Below are 15140 nucleotides of genomic sequence, written 5' to 3' on the forward strand. Positions count from 1 at the left end.
TGGATGCGCCCGTTTGATGAACATACCAGCCTGATGAACATGGGAAACTGGCAGACCTTTCTCGCCCACCACGCGGCCAACCAACAGCAGGCGGGACGCTGGCGCCATCGCGCCGTGCGCAAGTCAGGTGATGAGCGAATCGACTTCGCCAGCAATGACTATCTGGGGCTATCCAGCGATCCGCGGATCATCGAAGCCCAGCAGCGCGGCGCACAACGTCATGGTGCCGGCAGTGGTGCCTCACACCTGGTGACCGGGCACTGCGATGTCCACCATGAGCTGGAGGAGGCCCTTGCCAGGCATACCGGCCGCGAGCGCGCTCTGCTGTTTTCCACCGGTTACATGGCGAATCTGGGCGTGCTCCAGGCCCTGTGCGACAGCGATTGTCTGGTATTTCAGGATCGTCTCAATCACGCCTCCCTGCTCGACGGTGCAAGGCTTGCCAATGCGCGTTCACGCCGCTATCACCATGCCAACGGCGACGACCTGCAGCGCCTGCTGACTCGAGCCGCGCCTGGACAAAGGCGGCTGATTGTCAGCGATGGTGTATTCAGCATGGACGGTGATATTGCGCCACTCGAGGCACTTACCAGCATCGCAGCACACCACCATGCATGGCTGATGATCGATGATGCCCATGGGTTTGGCGTATTGGGGGAGCATGGTGACGGCTGTGTCGGCCAGCGCTACGCCAGCGACCAGGTTCAGGTACTGGTCGGGACTCTCGGCAAGGCGCTTGGCACCGCCGGCGCTTTTGTCGCCGGTGATGCCACATTGATCGACCACCTGATCCAATTTGCTCGACCCTATATCTACACCACTGCGCTGCCTCCCGGGGTGGCCAGTGCCAGCCTCGAGTCGCTATCGATCTGTGCCAGCGAACCCGAGCGCCGCCGCCACCTGCAGCACCTGATCGCGCATTTCCGTGCTGCAGCCCTGACAGCGGGTCTGCCGCTGATGGATTCCTCGACTCCCATTCAGCCGTTGTTGCTCGGCGACGAAGCTCGGGTCATGCGCTGGAGTCATCAGTTGGCTGAACAGGGGTTGAGTGTCGGAGCCATTCGTCCACCCACGGTGGCCGCTGGCCAGGCTCGGCTGCGGATTACCCTCAGCGCTCGACATGACGTCGGCAGCATCGAGCGCCTGGTCAACGCCTTGCAGCATTGCCAACAGGGAGAGCTACAGCGATGAAGCTGATACTGCTTTCCGGCTGGGGACTGGATGCCCGCATCTGGCAACCTCTGGCACCTTACTGGTCCAACACTACCCAACTTACCTCTCCGGACTGGCCAGGCATGGGACAACGCCCAACACTGGACCAGGCCACTGAAGAAGCCCCTATCGCCGCCCTGTCCTCGGCCATGGCTGAGGACCTTTCCGCAGATGCCATCTGGGTCGGCTGGTCGCTGGGCGCCCTGCAGGCAACTGCCCTCGCCCACCATCTCCCGACACCTCGAGGGTTGGTTCTGCTCGGCATGGGCTCACGATTCTGTCATCCGCAAGGCGTCAGTGAGGCGACTCTGGCCAATTTCCGCAGTGCCTTCGACCGTGATCCAGACAAGGCATGGCAGCACTTTCTGCGCTGGCAGTTGAGCGGCGAACCGTCACCGCGCAGTGGCTTCCAGACGCTCAGCAGACTGATAGGCGAGACCCTGTCCGGCGATCGCGACACTCTGGCCCATGGCCTCGAGTGCCTTGCACACAACGATATTTCCAGTGTGCTGTCGCAGATTTCCTGCCCAGTCCGGCGCATCTGCGGCGACAACGATCCACTACTTGCCGAATCAGTCCGCAACAGCATGGATGCTCAACTCGCCGATGCTGGCCATTGCCCAATGATCAGTCAGCCCCGCGCTCTGGCACAGCTGATCGAGCACGAGGCACATATCATTGACATTCAAAGTCAGCAGCAGCGGCATTCCGCTGAGGAGCAAACCGTCTGATGAACGCTCCGCTACGTGTTGATCAAAGCCGGCTATCTGCTGAGGGTGAGGACACCAATAACTGGTCCCGGCGTGTCGCCCATGCCTTCTCACGCGCGGCTCCCCACTATCGACGCCATGCCCGAGCTCAAGCGGTAATGGCAGAATCCCTGTGGCCTCACTTGCCCAACACCGCGAGGCGAATTGTCGATATTGGCTGCGGACCGGGAGACCTGACCTGCGCACTGGCCGATCACTTCCCTGAGGCTCAGTTGCTCGGTGTAGACCTGTCAGCAGCTATGCTCGACGCGGCTCGACAGTTATCACAGCAACCGCGACTTACCTGGCTCTGCGCCGATGCCACTCAGCTTCCCCTCGCCAACGCCAGTCAGGATCTGGTCGTTTCCAACCTGGCGATTCAGTGGTGTCCCGATCTCACGGCCACCCTCCGGGAACTGCGGCGCGTGATGCGTCCCGGTGGTCGAGCGGTGATCAACACCCTGGCTCCCGGCACTTTGAGTGAGATCGAACACGTCTGGCGCCGGCCCGGGACTCCATCAGGTCTGTTGCAATTTCGCGATGCGGCCCAGCACCGGCTTGCTGCCCAGCTCAGCGGTTGGTCCGATATTGCCATTGAGGAATTCCAGCAGCGCTTCTACTACCCCGATCTCAAGGCGGTCATGAATTCGATCAAAGGTGTTGGCGCTCAACTCAGTGGCAGTAGCACTCAACGCACCCGAAGCGATATACAGCGGGCACGACATCGGTACGAAACATTACGCGAGTCCGAAGGCCTTCCGGTCAGCTACCAGCGACTGACCCTGGTACTGGATGCCTGAGGTACTGGATGCCTGAGGTACTGGAAGCCCAGAGCAACGACATCGCCATCATCAGGAGTCATGAGCAACATGCGGCACTACTTCATCACCGGTACCGATACCGATGCCGGCAAGACGCTCGTTGCCTCGGCGCTGCTGGCCCGAGCGCGGTTGGATGGACTCACAACCCTGGGCCTCAAACCCGTGGCGTCGGGTTGCGAAGCCACGGCCGAGGGACTGCGCAATGCCGATGCACTGAGCCTGATGGACCAGACCTACCCGGCGACCGACTACGCGACCATCAACCCTCACGCCTTCGAGCCCGCCATCGCGCCTCACCTGGCCGCACAACGTGCCGGATGCAAACTGGATCTTGAACAACTGACACAGACCCTGAAGCCAGCGCTTGAACAAGCTCGAGACCTGGTAGTGATCGAAGGGGCTGGCGGCTGGCGCGTCCCGCTCAACACCAATCAATATCTAGCGGAACTTGCCTCGAGGCTTGAGCTGCCGGTGATCCTCGTCGTCGGCCTGAAACTTGGCTGCCTCAACCACGCCCAATTGACCGCAGAAGCCATCAAGGCTGATGGCCTCGAACTGGCTGGCTGGGTCGGCAACCTGCTGGACCCCGGTTTTTCCGCAGACGAAGCGTTGTATAAGGAAAATCTCGATCACCTCACCGGGGTGCTACCAGGCCCTTGCCTGGGTATCGTGCCCCGAATCTCAGCGACATGCCCTTGCGAGCGCGCGAAAAAGGCCGCAGATTACCTGCACTTGCCGATAATTGATTGACTTGAGGAACGGCTTCCGTAAAATACGGACCGCCTACCTGCAGTGCGGATGTGGTGGAATTGGTAGACACGCTAGATTTAGGTTCTAGTGCCTTCGGGCGTGGGAGTTCAAGTCTCCCCATCCGCACCATTTTGATTCCCTTCAGTTTTTCCCTATTTCGATCACGTTGTCTCGACGCGCTGGATTATCCAACGTGACAGGATCGTGACCGAGCCGGTTGGTCGCCCCTGGCGAGGTCGGATTCATGGCCCGTTATCTGATTTCGCCAAATCCGGCATGACCGGCATTCAGCGCCATCGACTCCCGCTTCCTGCCGTCTCTCCCGAGGTTGAGTTCGATCCGGCCAAGTGCCCTCTGTAGTCCACTGCCTACAACCGGGGTATGCTGCGCAGACTCCCTCGCATCAACACAAGGAGCGTGTCGTGCTGTCCACTGCCATCGCAATCTTCGCCACTCTGCTGCTGGGCATCACTATCCTGGCGCGTCTGCCGTTCCACTGGTGGTGGATACGCTGCTGTGAGTTCCCTCGCCTGCAGATCGCCTTTCTGGCTATATTCGCGCTGTTGCTCACTCCGCTCGCCGATGGCTCCTTGCGCTGGCTGGCCATATTGAGCGGCCTTGCCACTCTGGTGATCCAGGCATGCTATATCCTTCCCTGGACTCGCTTCTGGCCGGTACAGGTCCAGCGCTACGAACCAGGCCACGATGAGCGCTGCGTACGCCTGTTGGTTGCCAATGTACTGACGCCCAACCGCAATGCCGAAGGACTGATCGCTCTGGTGCATCAACACGAGCCGGATATCGTGTTGACCCTGGAGTCTGACGACTGGTGGGGCCAGCAGCTCGACAGCGCCCTGGCCAGTCAATGGCCACATGCCGTGCGTATTCCCCAGGACAACCTCTACGGCATGCACCTCTTTTCTCGGCTACCGCTGGCGTCAACGCAAGTCGAGCGGTTGATTCAGGACGACATTCCTTCGATTTCCACCGAGGTCACCCTGAGCTGCGGAGAGACCATTCGCTTGTACGCGGTGCACCCTCGCCCACCGGCTCCCAACGAGAGCAAGGAATCCCTGTGGCGTGATGCCGAGTTGCTGCTGATCGGCAAGCGTATTCATGAAGATCCCGTCGCGACTCTTGTCGCAGGTGATCTCAATGACGTGGCATGGTCACGCACAACCCGATTATTCTGCCGCGTCAGCGGCATGCTTGACCCGCGCCGAGGGCGTGGCATGTTCAGCACCTTTCATGCTCAGTATCCGTTGCTGCGCTGGCCGCTAGACCATGTCTTCTCAAGCGAACACTTCACGCTACGCGACATGCGGCGGCTGCCGGGATTCGGGTCGGACCACTTCCCGATTCTCACCACACTCTGCTATCGCCCCTCCCGAGCGGACGAGCACGAGACACCCGAGGCGAACCATGACGAGCGACATGAAGCACGCGCCACGATCCGCGAAGGCATGGAGCGAGAACAGGAGTCTTGAATTGCCCCTCTTTCCTCCAACCCCACCGTTATGGATAGCCCATGGCGCGTAAGTGACGCGCATGGAACGGGTTCATCGTTATGCAGGAAAGTCCGAGCAACTGCCTGGTGACTGCACGGCCTGCCTGTGATCAACGGCGCGGATGGGCTGACGCTTCAGTTCCCAACACTGATTCTGTCCATATCCTGCAAATAGTTGCTACGAGTGCCCTTGCTCCAACGACGGCCAACACGTCCCAATCAAGGCACTTGCGTTGAAGACAGAAGAGCCACCTTGCCGGAATCATTGTGGTGGAATTGACGGCCAGCGAACTGTCAGCACCAGCGACTCTTCTTCAGAGCGAAAGGAGTGTGGTGTGCCTGGACCGAAGAGGACAAAATCTCCTTCTTTCTGAAGCGCAACTTCCTTATCTGGAAAAAGCAGCACGAAATGACCGCGAACAAGGATATTGAGGGTCCTGACGGGGTTTCCTGGCGCCCACTCATGGCGAGTTTCACCCTCGGCATGCGTGTACCACTTCAATTCCACGTCTTCAGTCCGTAAAGGGTTATCTTCACCCGGTATAAAATGCCCGAGGAGCCAGCCACGGGTATCTCTGGAATCGGTCAACGCATTTCCTGAAGTTGGTACTGGGTAAGCTACGTCCATATCACCTCCTTATGATCATCAACCTCTGAATAGATGGGTATCTGGCTACCAGAAGATGGCCATCCGGACACCTACAGGATGCATTTTCATCCTGACCTAGAGACCGGGAATGCCGATAGGTCCGGGCAGGTCTGGAATGGGAGAACAGGCAGCCAGTGCTGTCGCAGTAGCAATGAGAGCGGCGACCATCACGAACACATTCAATTTCGACATGCAGTGAACCTCAAATTGGAAGGTGTATTGCCGGACTATCCGAGCAGGGAATCAAACCACAACGGACCCATTGTTCAACATCAGATAACACAGGCTAACCGTCCTCACCCACGGAGGTACACTGTCGCATGAGGGCTACACTGGCCGCTGAATCTCCACGTATGGGGCCGGCCAGCCAATTTCCGGAATGTCTTTACTTGAGGGAGCAACACCATCTGTGTTTACAGCCTACCCTGCTACTTTCTTCCCAGTAGCGTCCAAACGCCAACCCCGAAAATAACACCAAGGATCATAGGCACATTCTGCAAATGAGCCACAAACGAAAACAGTGGCCCACTGGCCAATGCCTCCTGAGCTCGTGTCACGAATACAATGAAAGCAGTTGCTGCCGCCAGTGCTACTGCTACGCGCAAGAGTGCGAACATTTCCATCTCCCGAGACAACCGTTCTCAAGGCCACCCATGGCCAGCCCCATACGCTCATGCTATTCAGCATAGGTGATGGAAACCAGGTGATGGAAACCAGGTGATAGAAACCAGGTGATGGAAACCACACGGCGTCCTCGAATGATCAAAGTCCCCTCTATCTGCTTCTCCATCCTCCTTGCTCAGCTCGTTGCCCTTATTGATTGAATTCAGGTTGATTGAATTCAGGCGTCACTGGGTCGGCAAGCGCGCCATGAGGAAGATGCCAGAGGTAGCGCCTGGTATATCGTCCTGATTTGCGCTCGACTCAATACCTTTCACGTTGCGCCGAGAGTGGTAGCGGTGCAGAATGCACCAGCGAAGGGGAGTATTCTCTGGGAGCCCTCTCCCAGTGCGGCTATCGTCAGCACGGACCCAATGGTTCCGGTAGCAGCAGCATCGGGAAAACCGATGTAGAAGAGACTTTCGGTAACTACACCGTTTACCGGAGGATTCTTCATGGCTATCCCATTCTGGCTGTGGGCCACCACAGTCGTCGGCATCATCGTACTGTTTCTCTTCGATTTCGTGTTCCACGCACGCAAGCCACACGAGCCTACCTTCAAGGAGGCCGCAGGCTGGTCGGTATTCTTCATCACCCTGGCAATGATCTTTGGTGCAGGCATCTGGGTCTTCTGGGGACCTCAGTATGGTGCCGAGTACTTTGCCGGCTTCGTCACTGAAAAGAGCCTGTCGGTCGATAACCTGTTCGTGTTCGTGATCATCATGGCGCGTTTTGCGGTACCGCGGATCTATCAGCAGAAGGTGCTGCTGCTGGGCATCGCGATTGCACTGGTCATGCGAGCAATATTCATTGCGTTGGGTGCTGCAGCTATCGCACGTTATAGCTGGGTTTTCTATATCTTCGGTGGCTTTCTCGTCTATACCGCGGTGCATCTTGCGAAAACACACTTCAGCGAGACAAAGGATGAGGATGAAGGCCAACAACCCAGCTGGATCGAGCGCTGGACACGTCGAGTGATTCCCGCCACCAGCGAGTATCATGGCAATAGTCTGTTTACTCGCATTGATGGAAGAAAACTGGCGACTCCGCTGTTCTTCGTGGTTGTTGCGCTGGGCTTCACAGATCTGCTGTTTGCGCTGGACTCCATTCCCGCGATCTATGGCCTGACCAAGGAGCCCTATATCGTCTTCACCACCAACGCCTTTGCTCTGCTTGGTCTGTTGCAGTTGTACTTCCTGCTGGGCGGACTGCTGGACCGCCTCGTTTACCTGGGGCTGGGACTGTCCATGATTCTGGCCTTCATTGGTGCGAAGCTCATTCTTGAAGCACTGCACACCAACAGCATCCCGTTCATCAACGGCGGCCAACCTATCCATTGGGGTCCAGAAATCCCCATCTGGCTTTCGTTGACCATCATCATCGGAGTCCTGCTGATCACGACCGTTGCCAGCCTGCTGAAGACTCATGTGATCGACAGCAAGGTCGGTCGTTCCTGACGCTTGTCGCTTGCCCCCGGCACGCAAGCGTAGCGATTGCAGAAGCTACTGGGCGTACTTGAAACACCGGGCGTACTTGAAACACCGGTCGTCGCTGAACCATCAAGGGGAGACGAGGCAGACAATCCGTCGGCGCCTCGTCCCCTCTCGATCATCCCCCACAACAAGACCCTCTTTCGGACACATGGCATGCCCGACGAGGGGCCTTTAGCGCAGATTCGCCCTCACCGTCAATACCTTCCAGCTTGACAACAGAATAGCGTTCTTCACGCTCGAAGCTCATATAGTGGTCTCGTTGCAGAATATAATGAATAAAAAATTAATGAATATAACGCAGGGGGAAAACCATGAAGCAGGAACTGGAGAAACGGCTAACCGAAGCCGTCGCCAGTGGCGATGCTGGTCTAATCATGCAGGTACTTGGATCAATAGCTCAGAAAAAAGGCGGTATGCTGGAGCTGGCGGAAACCACGGGGCTGTCGAGAGGAAACCTCTATCGAACCTTCTGGGATCAGGCCAACCCCAAGCTGGAGGTATTGCTGGCGATCCTTGAAGCACTGGATCTTGAGCTGAAGATCGAAGTCAAACAAGCTCGTCGCGTCTGAGAGGAAAGGTTACAACGTGCCTACGGAGCCATAACAGGCTCCATAGCCACGATTGAATCGACTATTCTGACGCTGAACCAGGATCACCCGCCAGTTCCGCCGGTTCCGCCAAGTCCTCTACGCTCCCGGAACAACAGGTTCGGGCCATAGCACGTCATGATGGCAGCATCATCGCCCAGGGCAATCACTTCGATTGTTAAATTCTACTATCAATATAATTAGCTTGCTAATAATATGCTCGGTATCAAGTCACACCAAGACAAGGATACCAGCATGAAGATCAAGCTAATCAGTGCCAGCCTTCTACTCGCCGCCCTACCGCTGGCGGCCCAGGCCGACCCAGCCACCGAACGTGCTCTGCAACTCAGCGAGCCGCTGTCTGCCGGGACACACTCTGCCCGAGTCAGTGAGCCAGTTGCCGATGTTTCCTTCGACCTTGTGGCCGAAGGCAACAGCGCCGCCATAGCCCAATCAAGGCTCAAGCTCCGCGCTCAGCAACAGGACACCACCGACATCACCATCAGTGAACACGCACAGCAACTGGCTCTGAACGCCACACGTTAAGACACAAGTCGCACTACCCTTTATAGACCGAAGGCCTCCAACCGGAGGCCTTTTCTGTTGCTGAGACGCCATTTCACTCACTCGACAAGCGTGACCCGAAAGCCAATGAGGCTTTCGAACTGCATCAAGCACGTTGCGCCGACAGGAACTAGACTCAAGATCCAATCTAGACAGATGGAGGCACTACATGTTCAAGAAGATTCTGGTGCCCATCGACGGGTCCGAATACGCTCGTGATGCCTTGAAGGTCGCCTGTCAGCTCTCGGACGATACTGGCAGTCAGATTATTCTCCTTCATGTCCCCGAAGAATTGGACCACGAGCCTCTCCTGGTATGGGGAGTTGCTGCAGTGCCGGCATTTTCGGCTCTCGAGAAGCGTGAAGAAGTCGGCAGGGAGATACTGAACAAGGCCGAGCAAGAGGCCAGGCAGCTTGATGCACCGGAGACAAGCACCATCCTGACACATGGAGACCCTGGGCGAGTGATTCTCAATACGGCCAGGGACATGGCGGTCGATGCCATCATCATGGGAAGCCGAGGCCTGGGTGAGCTCAAGAGCCTCATGATTGGTAGCGTCTCACATAAAGTCAGCCATGGCGCAGGCTGCCGGGTCATTACCGTGCATTGACGCCCTTTTCTCCCTCCCTAACCAGTCAGCAATGCAATGGCCAGCAACCATATAGAGAAGCGGAAATAGCTCATTGTCCTGGCTACCTCCATGACCGGAGGCTGGGCAAACCAGCCCCCGGTCATGACACATCATTCGTCGGGAATTGCGGCTTCGATCAGTTGTGTCAGCAGGGTCAGCGATTCCTGCCAACCAACGTGGCAAGACTCGGCCGGAATAAGGTCGGGAACACCCTCCTGAACAATCTCCAGCTCAGTTCCGCAGGAAACTTGACGGAAAGAGACCGTTACCTGCATCTCACCGGTCAAGCCAGGGTCGTCGAAGACGTCAGTGTGACGAATGCGCTTGTTTGTCTCCAACTCAAGGTACTCGCCACCAAAAGTGTGTGATTGGCCTGTGGTGAAATTGGTGAACGACATCCTGTAGGAGCCGCCCACCCGGGCATCAAGATGATGAACCTTTGCAGTGAAACCATGGGGTGGTAGCCACTTGACCATGGCATCCGGATCAAGGAAGGCCCGATAGACTCGCTCGGTCGGGGCGCGGAGGACGCGATGAAGACGGATCGTGCTGGGCATGAGGAATGCTCCTTTTGGTTGACGAAGTGGTTCAGCCTTCGGTAGACGAACGAGCCGCCTCGATTTCGACAACACAACAGATGCGGAGCATGCCCTTGAGACACTGTTGATTACCGCAAAGCCGATAATGCTGGGCGACTCCACGGCATTGCTGGTGTTGATCACCTTGCAGATGGCCGGCGTCTGACCACCAGAGTGATCATTTCTGCTCGAGGTCTATCGAATCCAGCCGCCAACGGCGCTGTTCCTCGCTACAGCCCGGTACGTCATTGCAGCGCTGCAATGTCATCGTTCCATCATTCGAGAACGGTTCACCACGACGAGCGCCTGATACCCTGATCGGAACCTCGGCATAGAGAGTTCCCGCTGCACCTTCGGTCCGTGCTTCACCTGTCATCTCGCCATGGAATGCTTGATAGGCCAGCATCGACTGCTCGAAGCGGCGCGATCCACTCTGATGAATCGGTGTATCCGGCCCCCACATCTCATAGGCCTGTTCAAACTCCCCTGCCGTCAGCAGGTCGAAGTAGCGCTGCCCCGTCAGTACCGGATCACTGGCAACCCTGGCGTCAGCATCCCGGGAGGCATTCTGCTGCGATTCAATGGAACTCGGGGCCGCAAGCGAAGTGCAGGAAGTCAGCAATAGTAGCAACAGCGCCGAACAGAAGACGCTATTCACTTTGTGTCGAGCGTACATGCGCATCGTTTTCACCATTTCCTGAAGACAGGAAACAGTGACAAACCTCCGTCACAACTTCAATCGATACCCTCCAGTCAGGACGCAATGGCTTCGGATAATTGTCGATTTTGGTGGCGCCTGTTCGTCTATTCCCCAGAGGCAGGTATAGCTCCTGTCCGCATGTTCATAATCGCCTGACCATGGGAGAGTCATAATGAAACTGTATGGATTGGGACCGACTCGCTCGATCCGCGCCCTCTGGGTCCTGAACGAGCTGAAAATTCCCTTCGAGTTCGTATCGGTCAACCTGCCTGAGGCAGAGCACCAACATCCCGAATTCCTGCGCCTCAATCCAGCTGGCAAGGTCCCGGTACTGGTAGATGATGACGCCGTGATCACCGAATCGGTGGCTATTGTGCTGTATCTAGCAGAAAAATATCCTTCCAACGGGCTTCTGCCTGTCGATATCAAGGCACGAGCCCAGGTATATCGCTGGATGATGTTTGCCGTTACCGAGTTGGAACCCCCGCTGTGGCGCATTGCTCGACACACCATGGTCTATCCGGAAGATAGTCGCCTACCCGCAGAGATAGCCTTGGCAAGGCGAGAATTCGTGGAAATGGTCACAGTTCTGGAGCGTCATATGCAAGGAAGGCAATTCATTGTCGGTAACAGCATCACGCTGGCCGACTGCGTGACCGCTTATCTGATCGACTGGGCAAATGAAGACGGTCTGCTCGAGGATCAGCCACAACTCCTTGCCTACCTGCAGCGCATGTACGCTCGTCCAGCTGCACCGCCACGAATCGCAGCGGCATTCGCGGAGCTCCAGAGCGGTGATAATCAACACAACTGACCTTGTGCAGAGGCTGGACACTCACCCAGTTCAGCCTCTTCGGGGCTCTCACCAAATTCCATTTCACCATGCACGAGGCAAGGCAGCCAACGCCATGGAAAGTGTCGCGACACACCTCTCAATACTGGGCTGTCATCAAGCCGCTGGTCCTCCTCCGCATATCGTTCCCTACTGAGTGCAGACGACACATTCAGCCGCGTGTTCGTCACCATCCCCAACACACCGGCGAGAAATGTCAATTTTTCGCACCGTAAACAACTCACGTGGACCAGTCATTGTGGTGCGATCGTCGCCAGCCTGAAAATACCGTCCGCAAGCCAGCTACCCTCAGTATCTACGAGGGTCTGACAATACGCCGATGCAATAAATACAGGGCATTCATCTCTGTGCTGGTGGCAACATGGCTTCACACGCAAGATACACGCCCCCTGACCTCCGATAGTCAACAACGCCATATCATCAATGACTGATGTCACGGGTCACTGGAGAACGCCTGTACTACGGCCTGTACTACGGTACCTGTTATTCATGACCCCGAGCGTCCTTCCCGGTATGGTATTACCTACCAGGAACGCCTGATCAACTGGAGACAACTCATGCTCACCAATGTCGCCCTGGGATTGCTGATCTTTGCCGTGCTGATGATCTTCTACGGCGTTATCGCAATCCACGACATCCCTTACCTGATCGCCAAGAAACGTAATCACCCCCACCAGGATGCCATTCATGTTGCCGGCTGGGTCAGCCTCTTTACCCTGCATGTGCTGTGGCCCTTCCTGTGGATCTGGGCAACGCTGTATCGCCCGGAGCGTGGCTGGGGATTCAAGCAGATCGAGGCAGAGCAGGCCCGCGAGCGTGATGAGATCGACCGTCTGCGTGTTGAACTCTCCGCCATGCAGTCACGCCTTGCCGCCCTCGAGAGCCGCCCCACTCAGCCACCATCAGCCCCGCAAGGAGAGTAAGACGCCATGGAAATGATGATCCTGCTGGTATACGGGGCGATCTGTATCGCGATCTTCAAGTTGTTCCGTATCCCGGTCAACAAGTGGACAGTGCCTACGGCAGTACTGGGGGGCATTGTCATCATCACCGGGCTGGTGCTGATGATGAACTACAACCATCCCTTCACCCATCAGGCCCGCCAGGCCTATGTGGTAACGCCGTTGGTGTCTGAAGTGCGCGCACGGGTGGTGTCCGTCGATGCCAAGCCCAATGAGTTCGTCAAGGCCGGCACGCCGTTGTTCACTCTGGACTCCGCCAAATACGAAGCCATCGTCGAGCAACTCAGTGCCGAGCTTCAGGATGCCCTACGCAACTCTCAGGGACGTGAGGCAACCGTCAGTGAAGCCGAGGCAGCACTGGTGGCAGCTCAGGCTCAGCGTGACCAGGCAAGCCGCACACTGGCACGCTACCGGAATGCCTCCAGTGCATTCAGTCGCCAACAGATCGATCAAGCACAACGCAACTTTGAAACCGCCCAGGCGGGCGTTGGCCAGGCAGAAGCGGCATTGGAACGTGCCAGAGCCCAGCAGGATACCGTCGAAGGTGAGCTGGACCCTCTGGTTGCTGCCAAACAGGCTCAACTCGAGCAGGCTCAGCTCGATCTTGACCACACCATCGTTCATGCCCCCACCGATGGCTACCTGACACAGCTGGCCGTTCGTCCCGGCATGATGGCTGTGCCACTCCCCCTGCGCCCAATGGGTGTTTTCCTGCACAAGCAGGAGGGAACCTTCACCGCCGCCTTCCGTCAACAGTCACTGTTGCGTCTCGAAGAGGGTTCGGAAGCCGAGTTGATCTTTACCGCACTACCGGGGCGTGTCTACGCTGCGCGCATCGAGCAGATTCTGCCAGCCATTGCCGAATCACAACTGGTGGCTGGAGATCGCCTGGTCGGTACCGAAGCCTTCGCCAACATGGACAGCCGAGTACTGGTCACCCTTAAACTGGACGAAGATCAGGATATCCCCGCACTGCCTCTCGGTGTAACCGCCCAGGCCGCCGTCTATAGCGAGAACCGCGACCATCTCTCGATCATGCGCAAGGTGTTGCTGCGCATGCTGAGCTGGCAGCACTATCTCTACGTCGATCACTGATCCCGACTTATGCCACCCCGGCCATCAGCCACAGCATGGCCGGGGTGGTTTCCGCATACAGAGCCGGGGACAGGACCGGACAGGACAGGACAGGACAGGACAGGACAGGAAAATACCAACATCAAAAGGCAGCACAATAAACGACAGTGTGCCCAACGATGTTTTCCATCACCTGGTGAGCAATGACGACATTCGGCATGCGCGACTCAGCCAGGCAGCCCGCAGTTGAAAAGCCATGAATATGGCAATCAGCAGCTTCTATTCTTCAGGCATATCCAATTCAATCGGAATCGGCGATGGCGGGACCCACTGGCCGTCGATCAGCGTATTGATGGGTCGATAGAAGCGGAAGGTATAGCCCCACCCGGGCTCGATCGCTAGATAGTTTCGCGCCTCGGGATCGCCTCCGAACATCACGGTGACGGAGCCATCTTCGTTGGCATGGGCGTTACTACTCATCAATGACCAGGCCCCCCTGGCATCAGGCAACAGACGTCCTTCTCGATCGTGGACGGTAACCGACCAGAAGCCGGTGATCGGGACATCGAAGGGGATTGTCAGCATCTGGGCACTATCGCTCTCATTGTGTAGCGGAGTAAAGGTCATATAGTAGGCAGCTGATTCAGGCTGGCCAAGCCAGCCGGCGGCAGTGCCCCACAAATGACGGATAGGGTCGACTTCCTCGCTGGCGCCGAACATCCGGTGGCTGCCCTTGACCCAGGGCGAGAGCGCCAGCACCGCCTCACGCAACTCGGTCATCTGGCGTGCATCCCAATCCGGTAGTTCCAGCGAACCGGAAGCCTCCTGATGCCACTGGATGGCATCCTGCATCTCGTTGGCGCGGGCAATGTCGTCAGGATCATCGGCATCCACCTGGGTGCGGAAAACCACCAGCGCATAGCGTGTTCCCACGCTGTCCTCCGTCAACTCCAGCTCACGCCCACCATAGGTCATGGAAGGTGTGAAATGGTCCTGATTGATGACCTGCATCGACTGCATGCGTGTTGCGCTCTCCGGTGTGACAAGGCTTACCGGGTGACTCAGATCGAACAGGCCGATGCTATGCAGCACATCACGATTGGGCCGCACCATTTTTCCCTCAACAGGGAGCGGCTCACGCTGGTGGCGTAACGTGCCGAAATATCCATCCTCAGCATAGCGCCGCAAATGCATATCGGTCTGCGCCCGCACATAGTTGTCAATAGTGACCTCGACGGCCGCGTTGGCCATTACCGGCCACGCCAGGACAGCGATCGCCACTAGTGCAAGCCATGCCGAGGTTGTTGTGTGTTTCATTGCTGTCCACCTGATCACGAATCCGACTTTTTG

17 protein-coding genes and 1 tRNA gene are annotated in these 15140 nt (G+C 57.2%); 13 read left to right on the forward strand and 5 right to left on the reverse strand.

Annotated features, from left to right (window positions below; translation table 11 throughout):
* Nucleotides 1–3 precede the first annotated feature (3 nt).
* The 6 genes from bioF to AR456_RS11980 all read left to right on the forward strand — a co-directional run bounded on the left by bioF (nucleotide 4) and on the right by AR456_RS11980 (nucleotide 5019).
* Complete coding sequence (bioF, locus tag AR456_RS11955) at nucleotides 4–1191, forward strand: 8-amino-7-oxononanoate synthase (RefSeq protein ID WP_021817145.1); 1188 nt, start codon at nucleotides 4–6, stop codon at nucleotides 1189–1191.
* Complete coding sequence (locus AR456_RS11960; RefSeq protein ID WP_021817144.1) at nucleotides 1188–1943, forward strand: alpha/beta fold hydrolase; 756 nt, start codon at nucleotides 1188–1190, stop codon at nucleotides 1941–1943. Before bioF ends, AR456_RS11960 begins: the two co-directional genes overlap by 4 nt.
* A complete protein-coding gene (gene bioC, locus AR456_RS11965) occupies nucleotides 1943–2761 on the forward strand; it encodes a malonyl-ACP O-methyltransferase BioC (RefSeq protein ID WP_021817143.1) in 819 nt (272 codons plus the stop codon). Before AR456_RS11960 ends, bioC begins: the two co-directional genes overlap by 1 nt.
* 69 nt (nucleotides 2762–2830) lie before the next feature.
* Nucleotides 2831–3532 (forward strand): dethiobiotin synthase, encoded by a 702-nt coding sequence (gene bioD / locus AR456_RS11970; protein ID WP_031206876.1) that lies wholly within the window; start codon nucleotides 2831–2833, stop codon nucleotides 3530–3532.
* A gap of 44 nt (nucleotides 3533–3576) precedes the next feature.
* Nucleotides 3577–3661, forward strand: a tRNA-Leu gene (locus AR456_RS11975).
* Nucleotides 3662–3954: 293 nt separating this feature from the next.
* Nucleotides 3955–5019, forward strand: coding sequence for an endonuclease/exonuclease/phosphatase family protein (locus tag AR456_RS11980; RefSeq protein ID WP_021817141.1), 1065 nt, complete (start codon nucleotides 3955–3957; stop codon nucleotides 5017–5019).
* 282 nt (nucleotides 5020–5301) lie between these two features.
* Here the strand turns inward: AR456_RS11980 and AR456_RS21125 are convergent, their stop codons facing one another.
* Nucleotides 5302–5667, reverse strand: coding sequence for a hypothetical protein (locus AR456_RS21125; protein WP_081694545.1), 366 nt, complete (start codon nucleotides 5665–5667; stop codon nucleotides 5302–5304).
* A 955-nt stretch (nucleotides 5668–6622) separates the two neighbouring features.
* Complete coding sequence (locus AR456_RS21305; protein WP_155829107.1) at nucleotides 6623–6805, reverse strand: hypothetical protein; 183 nt, start codon at nucleotides 6803–6805, stop codon at nucleotides 6623–6625.
* Between AR456_RS21305 and AR456_RS11995 the strand changes: the two genes are divergently transcribed.
* The 4 genes from AR456_RS11995 to AR456_RS12010 all read left to right on the forward strand — a co-directional run bounded on the left by AR456_RS11995 (nucleotide 6804) and on the right by AR456_RS12010 (nucleotide 9602).
* Nucleotides 6804–7805: a TerC family protein gene (locus tag AR456_RS11995; protein WP_021817137.1), complete on the forward strand. Its 1002-nt coding sequence runs from the start codon at nucleotides 6804–6806 to the stop codon at nucleotides 7803–7805. The two genes, AR456_RS21305 and AR456_RS11995, sit on opposite strands and share 2 nt — an antisense overlap.
* A gap of 347 nt (nucleotides 7806–8152) precedes the next feature.
* The gene (locus tag AR456_RS12000; RefSeq protein WP_021817136.1) at nucleotides 8153–8410 is read left to right on the forward strand and encodes an addiction module antidote protein; all 258 of its coding nucleotides are present in this window, start codon (nucleotides 8153–8155) and stop codon (nucleotides 8408–8410) included.
* Nucleotides 8411–8683: 273 nt separating this feature from the next.
* On the forward strand, nucleotides 8684–8974 hold the full coding sequence (locus tag AR456_RS12005; protein WP_021817135.1) for a hypothetical protein: 291 nt from the start codon (nucleotides 8684–8686) through the stop codon (nucleotides 8972–8974).
* Nucleotides 8975–9161: 187 nt separating this feature from the next.
* Nucleotides 9162–9602, forward strand: coding sequence for a universal stress protein (locus tag AR456_RS12010; protein ID WP_021817134.1), 441 nt, complete (start codon nucleotides 9162–9164; stop codon nucleotides 9600–9602).
* Nucleotides 9603–9733: 131 nt separating this feature from the next.
* Here the strand turns inward: AR456_RS12010 and AR456_RS12015 are convergent, their stop codons facing one another.
* The gene (locus tag AR456_RS12015) at nucleotides 9734–10180 is read right to left on the reverse strand and encodes an SRPBCC family protein (RefSeq protein ID WP_021817132.1); all 447 of its coding nucleotides are present in this window, start codon (nucleotides 10178–10180) and stop codon (nucleotides 9734–9736) included.
* A gap of 199 nt (nucleotides 10181–10379) precedes the next feature.
* Complete coding sequence (locus AR456_RS12020) at nucleotides 10380–10883, reverse strand: hypothetical protein (RefSeq protein WP_021817131.1); 504 nt, start codon at nucleotides 10881–10883, stop codon at nucleotides 10380–10382.
* 190 nt (nucleotides 10884–11073) lie between these two features.
* Here AR456_RS12020 and AR456_RS12025 point away from each other — a divergent pair, with 190 nt between their 5' ends.
* From AR456_RS12025 to AR456_RS12035, 3 genes are all read left to right on the forward strand, one after another.
* Nucleotides 11074–11715, forward strand: a complete 642-nt coding sequence (locus tag AR456_RS12025) for a glutathione S-transferase family protein (protein WP_021817130.1) — start codon at nucleotides 11074–11076, stop codon at nucleotides 11713–11715.
* Between the two features lie 596 nt (nucleotides 11716–12311).
* Entirely contained in the window at nucleotides 12312–12677 is a 366-nt protein-coding gene (locus tag AR456_RS21825) for a DUF3302 domain-containing protein (RefSeq protein ID WP_021817129.1), read from the forward strand.
* A 6-nt stretch (nucleotides 12678–12683) separates the two neighbouring features.
* Nucleotides 12684–13811, forward strand: coding sequence for an HlyD family secretion protein (locus AR456_RS12035; protein WP_021817128.1), 1128 nt, complete (start codon nucleotides 12684–12686; stop codon nucleotides 13809–13811).
* 258 nt (nucleotides 13812–14069) lie between these two features.
* On the opposite strand, the gene AR456_RS12040 is transcribed toward AR456_RS12035, so the two are convergent.
* Nucleotides 14070–15107 (reverse strand): DUF1214 domain-containing protein, encoded by a 1038-nt coding sequence (locus AR456_RS12040; RefSeq protein WP_021817127.1) that lies wholly within the window; start codon nucleotides 15105–15107, stop codon nucleotides 14070–14072.
* Nucleotides 15108–15140: the final 33 nt, after the last annotated feature.

Origin of the sequence: Halomonas huangheensis (assembly GCF_001431725.1) — a bacterium.
GTDB classification, from domain to species: Bacteria; Pseudomonadota; Gammaproteobacteria; order Pseudomonadales; family Halomonadaceae; genus Halomonas; species Halomonas huangheensis.